We start from the raw sequence: 17,538 nt of genomic DNA on the forward strand, positions 1-17,538 counted from the left end.
AAAATTAATTTGCAAAAAACCAAAACACTGTATAAATTAACAGTTAATTGACTGGATGGATAAACAGTATGTTAATTGGTTTAGAAGTTAAAAATTTTGCAATAGTAAGTAATTTAAGTACCGAATGGCAAAACGGTATGACCGCCATCACCGGTGAAACGGGTGCAGGTAAGTCTATAGCCATTGATGCGCTTTCACTGTGTTTAGGTGAACGAGCAGAAGCCTCAGCGGTTCGCCCTAACACGGATAAGGCAGAAGTATGTGCACAATTTGATTTAAGTGCACTTCCACTAGCTAACGCTTTTTTAGAACGACACATGTTAGCAAATGCCGATAACGAGTGCTTATTACGTCGGGTGGTATGTAAAAATGGCCGCAGTAAAAGTTATATTAATGGTAGTGCGGTAACCGCCGCACAGCTAAAAGAACTTGGTCAATACTTAATTTCTATTCATGGGCAACATGCCCATCAGCATCTTTTGAAAGCTGAGCATCAATTGCAATTACTTGATGCCTATGCCGGTCACAATGATTTAGTTAACGGCGTGAGCCAAAACTATAAGCTGTTCGCTAACTTACAAAAAGAATTTAAGCACCTAGAGCAGCAACAATTACAGCAAGCGGCTCAAAAACAACTTTTAGAATATCAAGTTGCAGAACTAGATGAATTTGCTTTGCAAGAAAATGAATTTGAACAAATAGAGGCTGAGCATTATAAACTCAGTAATAGCCAAACCATTTTAGAAGCCTGCCAACGAGAGCTACAGCACCTTTACGAAAGCGATGAACAAAATGCGTGCTCGTTGTTACAACATAGTGCTCAGCAATTTACCGAACTGGCTCAATATGACGAAAGTTTAGTAAGCGTAGCTGCTATGCTTAGCGAAGCCGCTGTACAAGTTGAAGAAGCGAGTCGCGAAGTGCGTGATTACACTGAACAAGCAGATTTAGACCCAGCTCGCTTAGTTGAAGTAGAAAATAGACTAAGTGGTGCAATGGACTTAGCTCGCAAACATCATATAAAACCACAAGCCCTAGTTGAGTTTCATCAATCTATTTCACAGGAACTGGAGTCAATTAGTACTAATAGTGCTCGATTAGAACAACTAGAATCCGAAATAGAAAATGCGCGAGTGACATACCAACAGGCAAGCGATCAGTTAAGCAAAAGTCGTAAAGAGTACGCAAATACACTAAACACTTTGATCAGTGAGAGTATGGCTAACCTGTCAATGGAAAATGGTGTATTTGAAATAGCATTAACTCAAGAAGTTGAGCGTGCACCCAACAGTTTAGGGTACGACAATGTATCATTTTTAGTTTCAACTAACCCAGGACAGCCACTACAACCGCTTGCTAAAGTAGCATCTGGGGGGGAGCTTTCGCGTATTAGCTTAGCAATTCAAGTGATTATTGCACAAAAAGTAACAACCCCAACACTTATTTTTGATGAAGTGGACGTAGGTATATCAGGCCCTACCGCATCGGCAGTTGGCAAACTATTACGTCAGTTAGGTAAATCAACTCAAGTAATTTGTGTAACGCATTTACCGCAAGTCGCTAGCAGTGCGCATCAACAATTCTTTGTAGCTAAAGAAATTGCTCAAGGTGAAACATTTACTCATATGCTGTCTTTAAATAAAGATGGACGAGTTAATGAAATAGCTCGCTTATTAGCTGGAGACAACGTAAGTAAGACGGCTAAAGCTAACGCAAAAGAACTGATAATGGCACATGCCTAATGCTATTTAACTACCGATTTATAACAAATCAAGATGTATCAAATTGCTAAGAGATAAATATAATGCAAAATAGTGTCATTTATATGTGTATAGGTTTTAGTTGGCTTTTAATAATAGTATGTGTGCTCTTAATGCTTTTAAGTCGATTTAAACATACTCAATTTAAACAACGTTTATTACGCTTTGTAAATATAGTTTTGGTGTTTCAATTGTTATTCGCCGGTTTATATTTAGCTGTTGAGTTTGACAGAGATTCACAATACTTAAAAGGGAGTTACACGATACTTATTGCGCTCCAAATTACCTGTAATTTCTTTTGCTACATGAGTGTAAAACGAAGAAAGGCCAAAACGAAACCTTCTCTTGACTCCTTCTCTATGGATTAGCAAATATAGATGGTTACTAAGCTGAGCAAGTTCTATTTTTACCTTGCTCTTTTGCTTTGTAGAGTTGCTGATCAGCATGTTTAATATCAAGATCAATTGATCTGTTTTCTTCACTTTGAACAACACCAATACTAATTGTTAAGTTTACAGTATTAGTACGTAAACTTACCGCTGCCTTTTTAAGTGAATCATGGATTTTATCTGCTACATTTACCCCTTCTGTAACACTAACATTAGGTATTGCTATTAAGAACTCCTCTCCCCCCCAACGAGAAGCAACAGCATTTTGTGGAATATTTTTCTTAAAAATATTAGCTAAATGAATAAGTGCCTCATCGCCAAAGTTATGTCCATATTTATCATTAATTTTTTTGAAGTTATCAACATCAGCTAGTAGCAATACAAAAGGTATGCCTTTGTAAGCATGTTCCTTTTTGAATTCACTTAACTTATTCATTGCATGACGACGGTTAGGAAGCTCAGTTAATGGATCGATTGTTGCTAATCGTTCATTTCTTTGACTTAAAGCTATTATTTTATTGCTGTACTTCTCTCTTGATTGTTCGTAAAAACCTGTGAGTAAAGCGACAATAATAAACGAAAATACAATTCTATAAGGAAATTGTGCTGGTTTATATTCATAAATATTAAACATGTCTGCGCAATAAAAGCCTAACATTATCGCTAGCAAAAATATGAATATATCAAATGTCCCTCGCTTTAATCCTCGAATAGAATATGTTACTGGTGATACAATAAATATCCAAATTGGCCCTGTACCTTCAGCGCCGCCAGTAACAACTAAGTAAAGCATCAATCCATAAAGATTATATAAAATCGCATTTGCAGACTTTTCTACCTCTTTGTAAATATTAAATGCCCAAATATAGATAAGTGACGAACCGACAAGTGTCACAAAAAGAAAATATTCGCTATTAGTAAATGCAATACACGACATCAAAAATGTGGATATAAAGCCTATTGATGAGAAAAACCTTACTATTAATTCTCTTTCTGTTTTATCGAAGTATTTGTGCATAATTTATCAGTTTTCTTTTCGTAAATGACGCCAACCCAGAACGCAAAGTAAGCAAATAGTAAATAAGTCGCGTATTTTGTATTTATTTAGTTAATTAATCAACACTTAATACCATGCTAAAATACGGAAAAAGTAGAATTAGATTCTTTCTCCCTACCTTCACGGTTAAGCACTCTCTAACATTAGACCTAATTGCCTACATTATTTATATAAAGAATAAATAATTAGGGCGTGTTGACCTTTCGTGATTAATTTTTCAGCCGTATGTTTGGTATTTAGGCAAATGTAGTGTGATTATTCCCCATAAATTTGGATGACGTAGCATAAATGCCAAATATGCGCTGCCCTTTGGATTCTTTCTAAGGACGATTAAGTCTTTGTTACCTAAATAGATTTAGGTAAGGTGCATTAGCAGGACGCGGAAGATTTGCTCAATTTTTTTATTCTTAAATGAATATAAGCCAGTTGGCTAACGCAGGAGCAGTTACCAACAATCCCACTAGGTTACAAACCCCGCTCCGCGATTAAATCGCCCCTAGATTGAACAAACTTTAATCCTGAAAGATCAACATACCCTAGTTGTTCTAAATAAAAAATCCTTAATGACGTTACAGTGCAATTTAATTCGTTAAATTTCTCAAAGATTTATGCAGGTTGGTCTAAGGCATCATTACGTATAAAAAAAGCAAGCTCGAAAGCTTAATGCCGATCAGTTAAGAAATATTTGACGATCCATTGACCGATCTTCTGGTTAGTTTATAAAGGCTTCTGAATTTATTCAGGAGCCTTTTATTTTGCAACTCACTACCGCACTTTCTCTTGCCAATAGCTACGCACCCAATTCAGAAGGCTTAGGTCAACTGAGTGATTTTTTATGTCCTGAGTTTATCAAACAATGCGCTGAAACCGCTGGTGTCGCGACGATAAGGAAAAGAAGGCTTCCTGTTGAGATGGCCGTTTGGACAGTCATTTGTATGTCGTTTTATCGTGAAGACCCACTGTGGAGTATTGTCAGTAAATTAGGGCTCGCTTTACCAGGTAAAAAAGAACTCGTTGCACCCAGTGCGGTTGTACAGGCTAGGCAGCGGCTTGGGGCTGATGCCGTTAAACAGGTTTTTGAGAAAAGTCAGCAAATGTGGAATGCTGATGCGAACCATCCCACATGGTGCGGGCTATCACTACTGGGTGTTGATGGTGTTATTTGGCGCACACCGGATACTGCTGAAAATCAACATGCATTCTCCGTGTGGAAAAATCAGCATGGTGACACGGCTTTCCCTCAGGTTCGCATGGTGTGTTTGATGGAGTTAACTAACCTGAGTTCTGCTTAAGCGATAACTAATGCGTTAAGCTCTACGTCAGTTAAATTAAGGTGTGGCTTCTTTTCTTTCAAGCAATAAGCCACCAATCCAGCGACTAAATTCAACATAAAGCCGTTCATACTCCGATGTCTTGAATGTTCAATGAAGGATATGTTCTTGAGCTGGTCATTAATTGTTTCGATTATAAAGCGTTTTGAAAGCATTGCTCTATCCCATAATGACATCGCTTTTGCCTTCATATTTTTGCGAACCGTCGTAATGAGCTTTACCCCTTTATCGAGTAAATCGGCTTCTAAAGCTTTACTTAAATACCCTTTGTCACCATATAATTTATCCGTCAGGCAGCTCGCTAACTCACGCACTGGTTGAGTATCATGTACATTTCCTGTTGTCACTTTCGCAGCAACAATTTCACCATGGTGATTAACGATTAAATGTAGCTTGAAGCCATAAAACCATCCCATTGTTCCTTTGCCACGCTGGGCTATTCCATCAAAGGTTTTGTGTCTTGGAATACGAATATTATGGCACACTTTAATACATGTGGAGTCAATGAATTCAACGCCTGTGGGTTTACCTTTAAGTGAAGTAAAATAGGCACACATCGGCACAATTACCCTTGGCATAACGGCTAAAAATCGTGTGTAACTGAGCAAGTTGGGAAATTCACTTTTGTACATAAGTGATACATAGCCAAGGTAGTAATTTTTGAAATCTCGGTGATGTGACATATGAAAACTAATAACAATAGTCATAATTTCACTGGTCGTCATACGTCCTGAACGCTGACGTTTTTGGGTGCCATCTTCGAGTAATTGTTTTTCCCATTGGGGTATAAATACTTTGCAAAAATCATCGACATCGCAAAATAATTCAACTAATTTAATCATGCCTGTTCCTTGCTTATCCAATCGTTTTTGGTCGAAAGATCGGATCTCGGAACAGGCATTTAGTTCAATTTCTTAAACGAGATTCAGGTTAACTAGCCATTTATTAATGGGGAGCGCCTTTGATAGTTGTCGTACTAGTGAAATGGTGTTGGCTGAAGACTTAATCGAGGCAACACCCGATAACTCACTGACGTTATTTGATAGAGGCTTCTATTCTCTAGGCTTACTCAATCGTTGGCATCATGCTGGGGAAAATAGGCATTGGCTTCAACCGATGAGAAAAGGCACGCAATATGAAATTGTTCGCTCTTTAGGTCGTCAAGACAAACTTATCAAGCTAAAAGCAACAGCACAAGCGAGAAAAAAGTTCGACGATTTACCACAGAGCATTGAAGTCAGGCTAGTCACAAAAACGGTTAAGGGGAAAGAGGTGAATATACTCACTTCACTGACTGATCCAATGCGTTTTCCTAAGGCTGACATTGTTGACCTCTATAGTGAACGGTGGGAAATTGAACTTGGTTATCGAGAAATGAAACAAACGTTACTGAATAGTCACTTCACGCTACGCAGCAAGAAACCTGAGATGATAGCGCAAGAATTATGGGGCGTAATGTTGAGCTATAACTTGCTCCGATATCAGATGGTGAAAATGGCGCAGAAAAAGTCTGGAATATATGCAAAACACCTGAGTTTTACGACGTGTGCTATTAGTATTATTAACCTTATTCATACAATGTTTATAGAAAATGCAGGACGGATACCTAAATCAATAGAGCAATTACAAGCTCAAGTTGAACATCACATATTACCGATAAAACAGGAGCGGGCGTATCCGAGATGTGTGAAACCAAAACCCAGTAAATACCCCAATAAAAAACGCCAGTCAGCTGTTAACTGACTGGCATTAAGCTCGAAAGCTTGCTTTAACGTATATTTAAAGTAACCAAAAAATAGTTATACTTTAAGGTAGTCCATAATACCTTCTGCGGCATTACGTCCTTCAAAAATAGCAGTTACCACTAAATCTGAACCACGTACAATGTCGCCACCAGCAAATATTTTAGGGTTAGTAGTTTGATGTGTAAACTCACCTTGTTCTGGTGCGTTAATACCGCCCCAGTTGTTTATTTCTACATCGTATTTTTCTAACCAATCCATTTTGTGAGGCTGGAAACCAAACGCCATAATAACTTGGTCTGCTTCAATAACATGTTCTGAACCAGGTACTTCTTCAGCACGGCTTCTGCCTTTTGCGTCAGGTTCGCCTAATTTAGTTTTAACCATTTTAACGCCGGTTACTTTACCTTTATCGTTCAATACAATGCCTTTAGGCTGAACGTTATACGTAAATATAACGCCTTCTTCTTTCGCATTTTTAACTTCACGTTTAGAGCCTGGCATATTTTCTTTATCACGACGATAAGCACACGTTACTTTTGCAGCATTTTGTCGAATAGACGTACGCAAACAATCCATGGCTGTATCTCCACCGCCGAGTACAACTACTTTTTGATTAGCCATATCAATACACGGTTGTTTTGTCTCGTCGTAGCCCATTACACGGTTCGTGTTACCAATCAAAAACGGTAATGCATCGTGAACACCCGGTGCATCTTCATTTTCAAGATCTGCACGCATACTTTGATACGTACCAACCCCTAAAAACACAGCGTCGTAATCAGCTAAAATTTGATCAAGTGTAATATCAACACCTACCTCAACATTTAACTTAAATTCTACGCCCATTTCAGTGAAAATTTCACGGCGCTTTTGCATTACTGATTTTTCAAGTTTAAAAGAAGGAATACCAAATGTGAGTAGTCCACCTATTTCTGGGTGACGATCAAACACCACTGGCTTAACGCCATTTCGTACTAAAATATCAGCACATCCTAAACCTGCAGGGCCAGCACCAATAATGGCTACTTTTTTGTCGGTCCATGTTACATAAGACATATCAGGCTTCCAGCCCATTTTAAATGCCTCATCAGTAATGTACTTTTCAATATTACCAATTGTAACCGCACCAAACTCTTCATCGAGCGTACACGAGCCCTCACACAAGCGGTCTTGTGGACAAACGCGGCCACACACTTCTGGTAAACTATTGGTACGATGAGAAAGCTCAGCCGCCTCTATAATACGGCCCGTGCGTATTAACTTTAACCATTGTGGAATGTAGTTATGTACAGGGCATTTCCACTCACAGTATGGGTTACCACAATCTAAACAACGGTCAGCTTGTGAGTTAACCTGATTCTCTGAAAAGGGTTCGTAAATTTCTACGAAAGATTTTTTACGTGACGAGATTGGTTTTTTGCGTGGGTCTACACGCTGCACGTCTATAAATTGATATACATTTTCGCTCATACTGCCCCCTTATTGCGCCTGAACACGTAGTTCGGCACTACTGCGAGCGCGATGCCCGAGTAAACTTTTTACGTCGCTTGATTTTGGTTTTACTAATTTGAACATAGGTAAGTACAATTCAAAGTTAGCTAGAATACTTTCTGCTCTGCATGAACCCGTAAGCTCTAAATGCTCAGCAATTAAGCCGCGTAAATGTTCTTGATGCGATGCTAATTCTTCAAGTGTAACCACTTCTACTAGTTCGGGATTAATGCGCTTTTCAAAATCATTTCGCTCATCTAAAATATAAGCGAAACCACCTGTCATACCAGCACCAAAGTTAACGCCTACGTTGCCCAGTACACATACAACGCCGCCAGTCATGTATTCACAACCGTTATCACCTACGCCTTCAACAACGGCTTGTACACCTGAGTTACGAACTGCAAAACGCTCTCCGGCACATCCAGCTGCAAACAATTTACCGCCTGTCGCACCATATAAGCATGTGTTGCCTGCAATTGTAGCTTTATGACTTTCGAACGACGAGCCAAGTGGTGGACGAATAACTAGCTTGCCACCAGCCATGCCCTTCCCTACGTAATCGTTAGCATCGCCAACCAATGTCATTTCAAGGCCACCTGCATTCCACACGCCAAATGATTGACCCGCAGTACCGTGTAGTTCAATTACGACTGGGTCCGCAGCCATACCTTGGTTGCCATATTTATCAGCAATATAGCCAGAAAGCATTGCACCAACCGATCTGTCTGTATTACAAATACGACTTACTAGTGAAATACCGCAAGAAGCGTCAATTGCTTCTTGCGCCTTAGCAAGTAGGCTCTCATTAAGCTTTCCTAAATAATGTGAGCTATTAGGCGCACTACAATAAAGTGTTTCGCCTGTTGGGTTATTAGGCTGAGCAACTACTGAAGACAAATCAATTTTCTTCTGTTTTGCTGTTTTGCCTTCAATTGCTTCAAGCAAATCTAAACGACCAATTAAGTCAGTTAAGTTTACAACACCCAAGCTTGCCATAATTTCACGGGCTTCTTGCGCTATAAACTTAAAGTAGTTCATCGCCATTTCTGGTAGGCCGTGATAATGCTTTTGGCGAAGTGTTTCGTCTTGTGTTGCAACACCGGTCGCACAGTTATTTAAGTGGCAAATACGCAAGTATTTACAACCAAGGGCAACCATTGGGCCAGTACCAAAGCCAAAGCTTTCAGCACCTAGAATTGCTGCTTTAATAATATCTAAACCTGTTTTTAAGCCACCATCTGTTTGCAGGCGAATGCGATGACGAAGGCCATTTTCAACAAGTGCTTGCTGTGTTTCAGCAAGGCCAAGCTCCCATGGGCTACCGGCATATTTAACTGAAGTAAGTGGGCTTGCACCTGTACCGCCATCATAGCCAGAAATAGTAATTAAATCGGCATAGGCTTTAGCAACACCTGTCGCAATGGTTCCTACGCCTGGTTCTGAAACCAGTTTTACAGAAATAAGTGCTTTAGGGTTTACTTGTTTTAAATCAAAAATTAGCTGTGCTAAATCTTCAATTGAGTAAATATCGTGATGTGGTGGTGGCGAAATTAACGTAACACCTGGCACCGAATAACGAAGTTTAGCAATATATGGGGTTACTTTTTCACCCGGTAATTGCCCGCCTTCACCTGGTTTTGCACCTTGCGCTACTTTAATTTGAATAACATCAGCACTACGTAAGTAATGCGGCGTTACGCCAAATCGACCTGAAGCGACTTGCTTAATACGTGAATTTTTTTCGGTACCGTAACGCAGCTTATCTTCGCCGCCTTCACCCGAGTTTGAACACCCACCCAAGCGGTTCATCGCAATTGCTAGCGCCTCATGCGCTTCTGGCGATAAAGCACCAATACTCATTGCGGCCGAATCAAATCGTTTATAAAGATTTTCTGCAGGCTCGACATCATCAATGCTAATGCCGGTTTCAGGCAATTTAAGCGAAAGCATGTCACGTAGCGTAGCAATCGGACGATTATTAACGAGTTTTGCATACTCACTGTAATCGGTGTATTCACCAGAACGAACTGCTTTTTGTAGGGTTTGGATTACATCCGGATTATAAGCATGATATTCGCCACCATGAACATACTTAAACAAACCGCCGTGGCTTAATAATTTACGTTTACTTAAAGCAAGTTTATGTAGGCTCTGTTGATCGTCATCAAAATCGGTAAAACAGGCACCCTGTATGCGACTTGCCACTCCTTTAAAACACATTTGTACAATAGCATCAGATAAACCAACCGCTTCAAACAACATTGAGCAACGATATGACGCAACCGTACTTATGCCCATTTTAGACATAATTTTATATAAGCCCTTGTTAATGGCTTTACGATAAGCAAGCGTTACTTCGCAATACGACTTATCAATAATTTTATTGTCGCTCATTGCAACTAACGATTCATACGCAAGGTATGGATAAATGGCAGTTGCACCAAAACCTAATAAAACTGCAAATTGGTGTGCATCGCGCACACTACCGGTTTCAATAATAATATTCGATTCACAACGAAGATTATTATCAACAAGACGATTTTGCACCGCGCCCACAGCCATAGCTGCTGGAATAGGTAAATTCGTTTCATCAAAGTTGCGGTCTGTTAGAACAAGCATAATACAGCCCGATGCTGCTTTTTTCTGCGCAATATCACAAATTCGCGATACTGCTTTTTCCAATCCTTCTTCAACTGTATACGTAATATCAATTTTACAGTAGCTGTAATGTGCTTCATCAGCATTTAATAATTGCTGCATGTCTGCGTACATTAAAATTGGCGTATCAAACTGTAGGCGCTTAGCGTGGCCTGTTGTTTCGTTAAATACATTTTGCTCACTACCAATACATGTCGCAAGTGACATTACATGATTTTCACGCAGTGGATCGATAGGTGGGTTTGTTACTTGCGCAAATTTTTGGCGGAAGTAATCATAAAGTGAACGATGCCCTTCACTAAGCACAGCAAATGGCGTGTCATCACCCATTGAGCCTGTTGCTTCTTGGCCGTTTTCACCCATTACACGAATAACGCTATCAAGCTCTTCGTTGGTATAACCAAACATTTTTTGATATTTAGCTAGCGTTTCATTATCAAAAGAACGATTACCGGCATCTTGCTCAGTAAGTTCTTCAAATGGAACTAAACGTTTAACATTTTCTTCAAGCCATGACTTGTATGGATGGCGAGATTTTAAATCTTGATCGATTTCATCCGAATGCCAAATTTTGCCAAGCTTAGTATCAATAACTAATAATTCACCTGGACCAACACGACCTTTTTCAACCACTTCATCAGCAGTGTAATCCCAAATACCCACCTCTGATGCAAGCGTAATAAAGCCATCTTGTGTAATTACATAACGCGCAGGGCGAAGTCCATTACGGTCAAGGTTACACGCCGCAAAACGACCATCCGACATTACAATACCTGCCGGACCATCCCATGGTTCCATATGCATAGAGTTAAAGTCGTAAAATGCACGTAGATCATCGTCCATTGCACGGTTTTTTTGCCATGCAGGTGGCACAAGCATGCGCATCGCACGGAATAAATCCATGCCGCCAGCTAAAAATAGCTCAAGCATATTATCTAGGCTGGATGAATCAGAACCAGTTTCGTTTACAAACGGTGCCGCTGTTTGTAAATCAGGAATAAGTGGTGACGCAAACTTATAAGAACGCGCACGTGCCCATTGGCGGTTACCTTCAATGGTATTAATTTCACCATTGTGTGCTAAATAACGAAAAGGTTGAGCAAGAGGCCAACGCGGTTGAGTATTAGTAGAAAATCGTTGATGAAAAACACAAATCGCACTGGTCATACGAATATCAGCTAAATCTAGGTAAAAATTAGGTAAATCTGCAGGCATCATAAGGCCTTTATAGATAGTAACTAATCCAGACAAGCTTGCAATATAAAAAGCTTCATCATCAACAATACGCTTTTCAGCACGACGACGCGCTACATATAAGCGTCGCTCTAAATCTTTAGAGCGCCAACCTTCTGGCGCACTAACAAAAATTTGTTCAAACCCAGGTAATTGTTGTACTGCTATAGGGCCTAACATTGATGGGTCGGTTGGCACTACGCGCCAACCTAAAATATTTAGCGTTTCTTTTTCTAATTCTTCGCTAAGTATTTGTTTTGCAGCTTGTGCTAAAACAGGGTCTGAATTTAAAAAAATCATACCTACGGCATAATTTTTACCTAAGTGCCAATTGTTCTCAGCCGCAATAGCACGAAAAAAGCTATCTGGTTTTTGTAATAATAAACCACAGCCATCACCTGTTTTACCATCGGCAGATATACCGCCACGATGCTGCATGCGATCAAGCCCCGTAATAGCAGTACGAATAAGCCTATGACTAGCTTGACCATTAACTTGGGCTATTAAGCCAAAGCCACAATTTTCTTTTTCTAATTTTGAGTCGTATAACATAGACCCCTCCCCTTGCTGCACTGTTAGCGTGGATGAACTGCTCGACGATTTGCTAACAGACGGACAAAACTAGCCTCTATCGTAAATAGAGTCAATAGCATTTTGAATACATATTCACATTCTTGAATATTTCTCACTTCATAGCAAGATTTCTTTTTCATCATTATTTTTAACATTTAGTCGTATATTAGGCGTTATTTTTTCATGACACTGGTGTCAAGTTTAACATTTTGTAAAAACAACCAAGTAAAAAGCTACAGCTTACGTAAACGTAAAGCCCTCATTCAGTGAATAAATATTCAACATACACCGATAAAGTTAGTTAACATTTAGATAGTTTTGTGCTATTTCCGTAATTTTGAGGCTTAACCTCTCTTCTTTTTACTGGTCATTAGTATAGTTATTAATATTTGTGGCATTTTTAACCTCTTAATAGTGAATTTTTATTTACTAATGCGTCCACTGCGGACACTTTTATGTCCGCGGACATATAAAAAACACATAAAATAAAATTTAATTAACTAATTACAGTGAGTTACGCTTTGGCATGCTAATAGTATAGAGCTATACACATTCGTTAAGTGGAATAATTATGTTTATGCTTAGTTTATTTTTGATATCTCCTATTGTCGCTATTTGCACCGCAGTTTTTTTTCTACTGTGTGAAAAATATATAAAAGCCGTGTAGGAGAGCCTAATGATTAAAGATACCAGCGCACAAGACGTACAAGTAAAGGCACCTATGAACTATAAAAAATACGCGGTCATCACTGCGGTTATTTTCATTGTAGCCTCGACAATTGCTTATATTTTTTTAACGAGTCATAGCGCTAAAAGCTCTATTAGCCGCTCAAAAGTACAGGTTGCCAAAGTACACGTTAAAGCGCTCATTCGAGACATTGCCGCCAGTGGTAAAATTGTTGCTGCTAATGCTCCTAAAATCTACAGCCCAGAACGTGGTTTTATAGATTTAAAAGTAAAGGCTGGCGATACAGTAAAGCAAGGGGACACACTTGCTCTGCTGCAAAGCCCTGAGTTAACTAACGAATTAAAGCAACAGGAGTCTGTACTTAAACGACTACAAGGCGAGCAGCAAAGGCAGCATTTGCAAGCAAGACGCCGCTGAGCGCGAAAATCGCCGGGCGCAGTTATCAATACAAAAGCACTTAATTAGCCAAATTGATCTTGAAAAAGCAGTTGATGATTTATCACGTGCAAAGCTCACATATAAGCATGCACAACAAGAGGTATTGCTTGCCAAAGACACGCTCGCCTTTGAACTACAAGCAGCTAAAAGTGATGTAACCCGCCAGCAACTTATTGTTGATGATTTAATCAGAAAAGTAAGCAACCTATCTATTAAAGCTACCGTTACTGGGATCGTGGGTAACCTTCTTGTGCAACAAAAAGCCGCAGTGACGCAAAGCCAACCTCTTATGACACTCGTCAACTTAAGTAATTTCGAAGCGGAGCTTCAAGTACCTGAAAGTTATGCAAACGAATTAGGACTCGGTATGGAAGTAGAGCTTAAGTTAGGCAATGAAACAGTGATGGGGAATTTATCCGCCATATCACCAGAAGTTAATAATCGTGAAGTAACAGCGCGCGTTCGCTTTGATGGAGTTAGTAATAACATTCGTCAAAACCAACGCTTAACTGCACGTATTTTACTCGATAACCGCCAAGACATAATGCAAGTAAAACGCGGCGCTTTTATGCAGCAAGGCGGAATTGTAGCTTATAAAGTCGATGGCAATATCGCAAAGCGTATACCTATTACAATAGGCGCCACAAGCATTAACGCGGTAGAACTTTTAAGCGGTGTTAAAGAAAACGATGAAATTATTATTTCAAGCTACAGCGACTTTAAGCAAGCCGATACGATTTTATTAAATTAAACAGACGTTCTCAACCAACGCTAAAAATAATTAGGAACACCCATGTTACAAATGAACAATGTAAGTAAAGTATATCAAACAGAAATGGTACAAACCCATGCACTTCGAGACTTTAACCTGCAAGTAAACGAAGGCGAATTTATTGCTGTTACCGGTCCTAGCGGCTCAGGAAAAACAACCTTTTTAAATATTGCAGGTATGCTCGAGCCTTTTAACGAAGGTGAGTACCTGTTGGATGGTGTTAATGTTGGCAGCTTAAACGACAACCAACGTGCTGATTTACGTAATCAAAAAATTGGCTTTATATTCCAAGGCTTTAATTTAATCCCTGATTTAAATTTATATGAAAACATAGAAGTTCCTCTTCGCTATAGAGGGATTAAAGTAAATGAGCGAAAACGTCGAATTGAGCAATGCCTTGAACAAGTTGGTTTAGCATCTCGCGCTAAACACTTACCTCAACAACTCTCTGGTGGCCAGCAACAACGTGTGGCAATAGCCCGTGCGCTTGCTGGTGAACCTCGTTTTTTACTAGCCGATGAGCCAACAGGTAACCTTGACAGCTTAATGGCTCGCCAAGTTATGGAGTTACTTGAACAAATCAATCGCGACGGTGCCACTATTGTAATGGTAACGCATGATAGCGAATTAGCCCGCCGTGCTCCGCGTAATATTCAAGTAGTTGATGGGCAGCTTGCCGACTTTACGCTTTATCAGGGCGCGCAAACTATAAAAACAGCATCGGGGGTTTAACTAATGTTTATTCATTATTTAGATTTAAGTTGGCGCAGCTTCAAGCGCACCCCACTGGTTAGCTTTTTAATGGTACTTGCCATTGCGATAGGTATAGGCATAACAATGACCAGCCTTAGTGTTTATCATATGATGTCGGCCGATCCTATCCCAGAAAAAAGCAGCCAACTTTACAGTGTGCAATTACAAACAATGGACGATGGTAGTACGTGGTGGACAGAAGATAACATGCCACTGCAACTGACCTATCAAGATGCTGAGAACTTATTAAACGCGCCCACGTCAGAGAAAAAAGTGGCTATGATGCGTACCGGCTTTTCAGTTTATTTAGATTCAGATAAAATAAAACCCTTTATTGGCAGTGCACGGATGACAACGCCTGACTTTTTTAGCATGTTTGATTTGTCATTTTTGTACGGTGGGGCTTGGAGCAAAGAGCAAGAAAACTCAGCTGCACCTGTGGTTGTTATTACCCAAGAGATAAACGATAAACTATTTGCAGGAAAAAACTCTGTCGGAGAACTGATTTACTTAGATGATGCAAGCTACCAAGTAGCTGGTGTTATTAACCATTGGCCTCTCAATATTAAATATTATGATTTAAATAACGGTGCATTTAATCAAGTAGAAGAGTTATTTATCTAAAGTATCCCCAGAATTAGCCTTTATATATCAATAAACTAACAGTATTAAAAAATGTGGGAAGCGAGGGAACATTCATGGTGTTTTGTGATCTTATGAATCACTTACAAACAACAGAGCTAAACACCATGAATGCTTTTACTATTTTGCACAATATGCTCCGCGCTGTCACCCCTAAATCAATTCATAAAGCCAGATTTAATACTCTAGTCGCTGCCGTTAAATCTCTTTTGCACTGTCAGCAATGCACCTTGACGTCTATCGGTCGCAATTTGAATTCAAAAACCACTGAAAAACATGATATTAAACGTATTGATCGACTGCTCAGTAACCACGAGCTTTTACGTGAATCAACAACGGTTTATGTTCACTTAAGCCGTTTTGTGGTCACTGAAAAGCATCCCGTCATTTTGGTTGATTGGAGTCATGCCGATACACAAACCAAATATTGTATTCTGCGTGCCAGCATTGTCAGTGAAGGTCGCTCTTTAACCCTGTATCAGGAAAGTGCACTCAGCTTTCAATATCATTGCCCAAAAGTACAAAAACGGTTCTTGAAGATGCTCAAACTGATCTTGCCGAGTGATTGCCGGCCCGTCATTGTGACGGATGCGGGCTTTAAAGTTCCTTGGCTCAAAGCCGTGCGAAACAATGGCTGGCATTATATTAGCCGAGTTCGAGGTACGGCACACTTGAAAACGCAGGGCAGCGATGAGTTTGTTCCATGCCAGTCACTATTCAAGAGCAATCAACGTAAGAGCCAGTATCTTGGCGCGACCGAGTTGACCAAAAGTGCAAAATATCAAACGCATGCAGTGCTGGTTGGCAAGGGGCATAAGTTATTAAAAAGAGATAAAAAACGTGGTTATAAGGAGCCTTGGCTACTCGTTTCTTCACTTCCAAAAAAGCACCACTTTCTCGAAAAAGTGCTCAAATTATATGGTATGAGAATGCAAATAGAAGCCGGATTTCGAGATCAAAAAAGTGTTAGGTTCGGCTTAGGCTCAGATCTACACAGAACGAACAAACTCTACCGATTAGACATACTTTTACTGCTCGCAACACTGGCGCATTGGTTCTCAATGATGCTGGGTGCAGTGATAGACAAAGCAGGAAAGACAGGATCTTTTCAAGCTAACTCAACCAAAAGCAGGCGAGTAGTGTCATGGGCATTTGTTGGGTTGCGATACTTCAAAAAACAGTCCATTAAACTGCGACGGCGAGATTATTTAGAAGGGCTCGCCTATTTCGCACAAGTGGTAGTGCAACTCAATTGGAAAAATATGGATGTGAGTGATGTAATTGAAACTTAATGATTATTTTTGGGGATCCCTTAGGTTATTTATGCCCTTTAGCTTAATAAAGGCAAAAGAGCTCGTAAGTTGGGGCAATAGCAATGGATGGAAGCACGAAAACACACCAACCTTTGCAGATAAACTGCAATCTGAGCAAGTATGGATCCAGTTTTGGGCAGAGCTAAATACGCTTGAACAAAAACAAGCCTATCAAAATTACTTATTAGCCTATATGCAGGAACAACAAAAACGTGGGCGATTTAATCGTAAAGAACTTGAGTATAAACTTCGCGATGTAAACCAATGGATGCAATACAATAACGTCGTCACCGAAGACAATAAAATTTTAGTGGGCCTGAGCTTTATGTTTTTAGGTGTCTGCTTAGCCAATATTTTAGGTTTACTTTTAGCCAAGTTTTTACGCAGGGCGCCAGAAGTAGGTGTAAGACGCGCATTAGGTGCGAGTAAAAGGCAAATATTTTTACAGCACTTAGTTGAGGTCGCCATGCTTGGCTTTATAGGTGGCATGCTAGGAATTGTACTAGCACAACTTGGCTTAATGGGCGTAGGGCAAAGCTATGACTACTATGAAAATTTAGCGACAATGGATTTAACCATGCTATTGAGCGCCCCATTGATTGCAATTACAACCTGCATTTTGGCTGGTTTGTACCCTGCTTGGCTAGTGTGTAAAACCAACCCTGCTATTTATCTTAAGAGCCAATAAGGAA

7 protein-coding genes and 5 pseudogenes are annotated in these 17,538 nt (G+C 39.8%); 8 read left to right on the forward strand and 4 right to left on the reverse strand.

Features of this window, described 5'->3' with window-relative positions; all coding sequences use genetic code 11:
- Positions 1-68: 68 nt before the first annotated feature.
- Entirely contained in the window at positions 69-1,742 is a 1,674-nt protein-coding gene (gene recN, locus AC0VZ4_RS12455; RefSeq protein ID WP_475439824.1) for a DNA repair protein RecN, read from the forward strand.
- 402 nt (positions 1,743-2,144) lie between these two features.
- Here the strand turns inward: recN and AC0VZ4_RS12460 are convergent, their stop codons facing one another.
- The gene (locus AC0VZ4_RS12460) at positions 2,145-3,167 is read right to left on the reverse strand and encodes a GGDEF domain-containing protein (RefSeq protein WP_475439825.1); all 1,023 of its coding nucleotides are present in this window, start codon (positions 3,165-3,167) and stop codon (positions 2,145-2,147) included.
- A 794-nt stretch (positions 3,168-3,961) separates the two neighbouring features.
- Here AC0VZ4_RS12460 and AC0VZ4_RS12465 point away from each other — a divergent pair.
- A pseudogene (locus AC0VZ4_RS12465) lies at positions 3,962-4,483 on the forward strand (transposase domain-containing protein); the annotation flags it as partial.
- An 11-nt stretch (positions 4,484-4,494) separates the two neighbouring features.
- Here the strand turns inward: AC0VZ4_RS12465 and AC0VZ4_RS12470 are convergent.
- Positions 4,495-5,379, reverse strand: coding sequence for an IS982 family transposase (locus tag AC0VZ4_RS12470; protein WP_475441595.1), 885 nt, complete (start codon positions 5,377-5,379; stop codon positions 4,495-4,497).
- A 79-nt stretch (positions 5,380-5,458) separates the two neighbouring features.
- On the opposite strand from AC0VZ4_RS12470, the pseudogene AC0VZ4_RS12475 reads away from it, so the two are divergent.
- Positions 5,459-6,280 (forward strand): annotated as a pseudogene (locus tag AC0VZ4_RS12475) (IS4 family transposase); the annotation flags it as partial.
- A gap of 56 nt (positions 6,281-6,336) precedes the next feature.
- Here AC0VZ4_RS12475 and AC0VZ4_RS12480 read toward each other — a convergent pair.
- Positions 6,337-7,752, reverse strand: a complete 1,416-nt coding sequence (locus AC0VZ4_RS12480) for an FAD-dependent oxidoreductase (RefSeq protein ID WP_475439826.1) — start codon at positions 7,750-7,752, stop codon at positions 6,337-6,339.
- Positions 7,753-7,761: 9 nt separating this feature from the next.
- On the reverse strand, positions 7,762-12,219 hold the full coding sequence (gene gltB, locus AC0VZ4_RS12485; RefSeq protein WP_475439827.1) for a glutamate synthase large subunit: 4,458 nt from the start codon (positions 12,217-12,219) through the stop codon (positions 7,762-7,764).
- 697 nt (positions 12,220-12,916) lie between these two features.
- Between gltB and AC0VZ4_RS12490 the strand changes: the two are divergent.
- The 5 genes and pseudogenes from AC0VZ4_RS12490 to AC0VZ4_RS12510 all read left to right on the forward strand — a co-directional run.
- Positions 12,917-14,117, forward strand: a pseudogene (locus tag AC0VZ4_RS12490) (efflux RND transporter periplasmic adaptor subunit).
- 42 nt (positions 14,118-14,159) lie between these two features.
- The gene (locus AC0VZ4_RS12495; RefSeq protein WP_475439828.1) at positions 14,160-14,870 is read left to right on the forward strand and encodes an ABC transporter ATP-binding protein; all 711 of its coding nucleotides are present in this window, start codon (positions 14,160-14,162) and stop codon (positions 14,868-14,870) included.
- 3 nt (positions 14,871-14,873) lie between these two features.
- Positions 14,874-15,512, forward strand: a pseudogene (locus tag AC0VZ4_RS12500) (ABC transporter permease); the annotation flags it as partial.
- A 95-nt stretch (positions 15,513-15,607) separates the two neighbouring features.
- A complete protein-coding gene (locus AC0VZ4_RS12505) occupies positions 15,608-16,825 on the forward strand; it encodes an IS4 family transposase (RefSeq protein WP_475439829.1) in 1,218 nt (405 codons plus the stop codon).
- A gap of 25 nt (positions 16,826-16,850) precedes the next feature.
- A pseudogene (locus AC0VZ4_RS12510) lies at positions 16,851-17,534 on the forward strand (ABC transporter permease); the annotation flags it as partial.
- Between the last annotated feature and the right edge of the window lie 4 nt (positions 17,535-17,538).

The sequence above is a fragment of the Pseudoalteromonas sp. QJM3NY_22 genome (genome assembly GCF_056173065.1).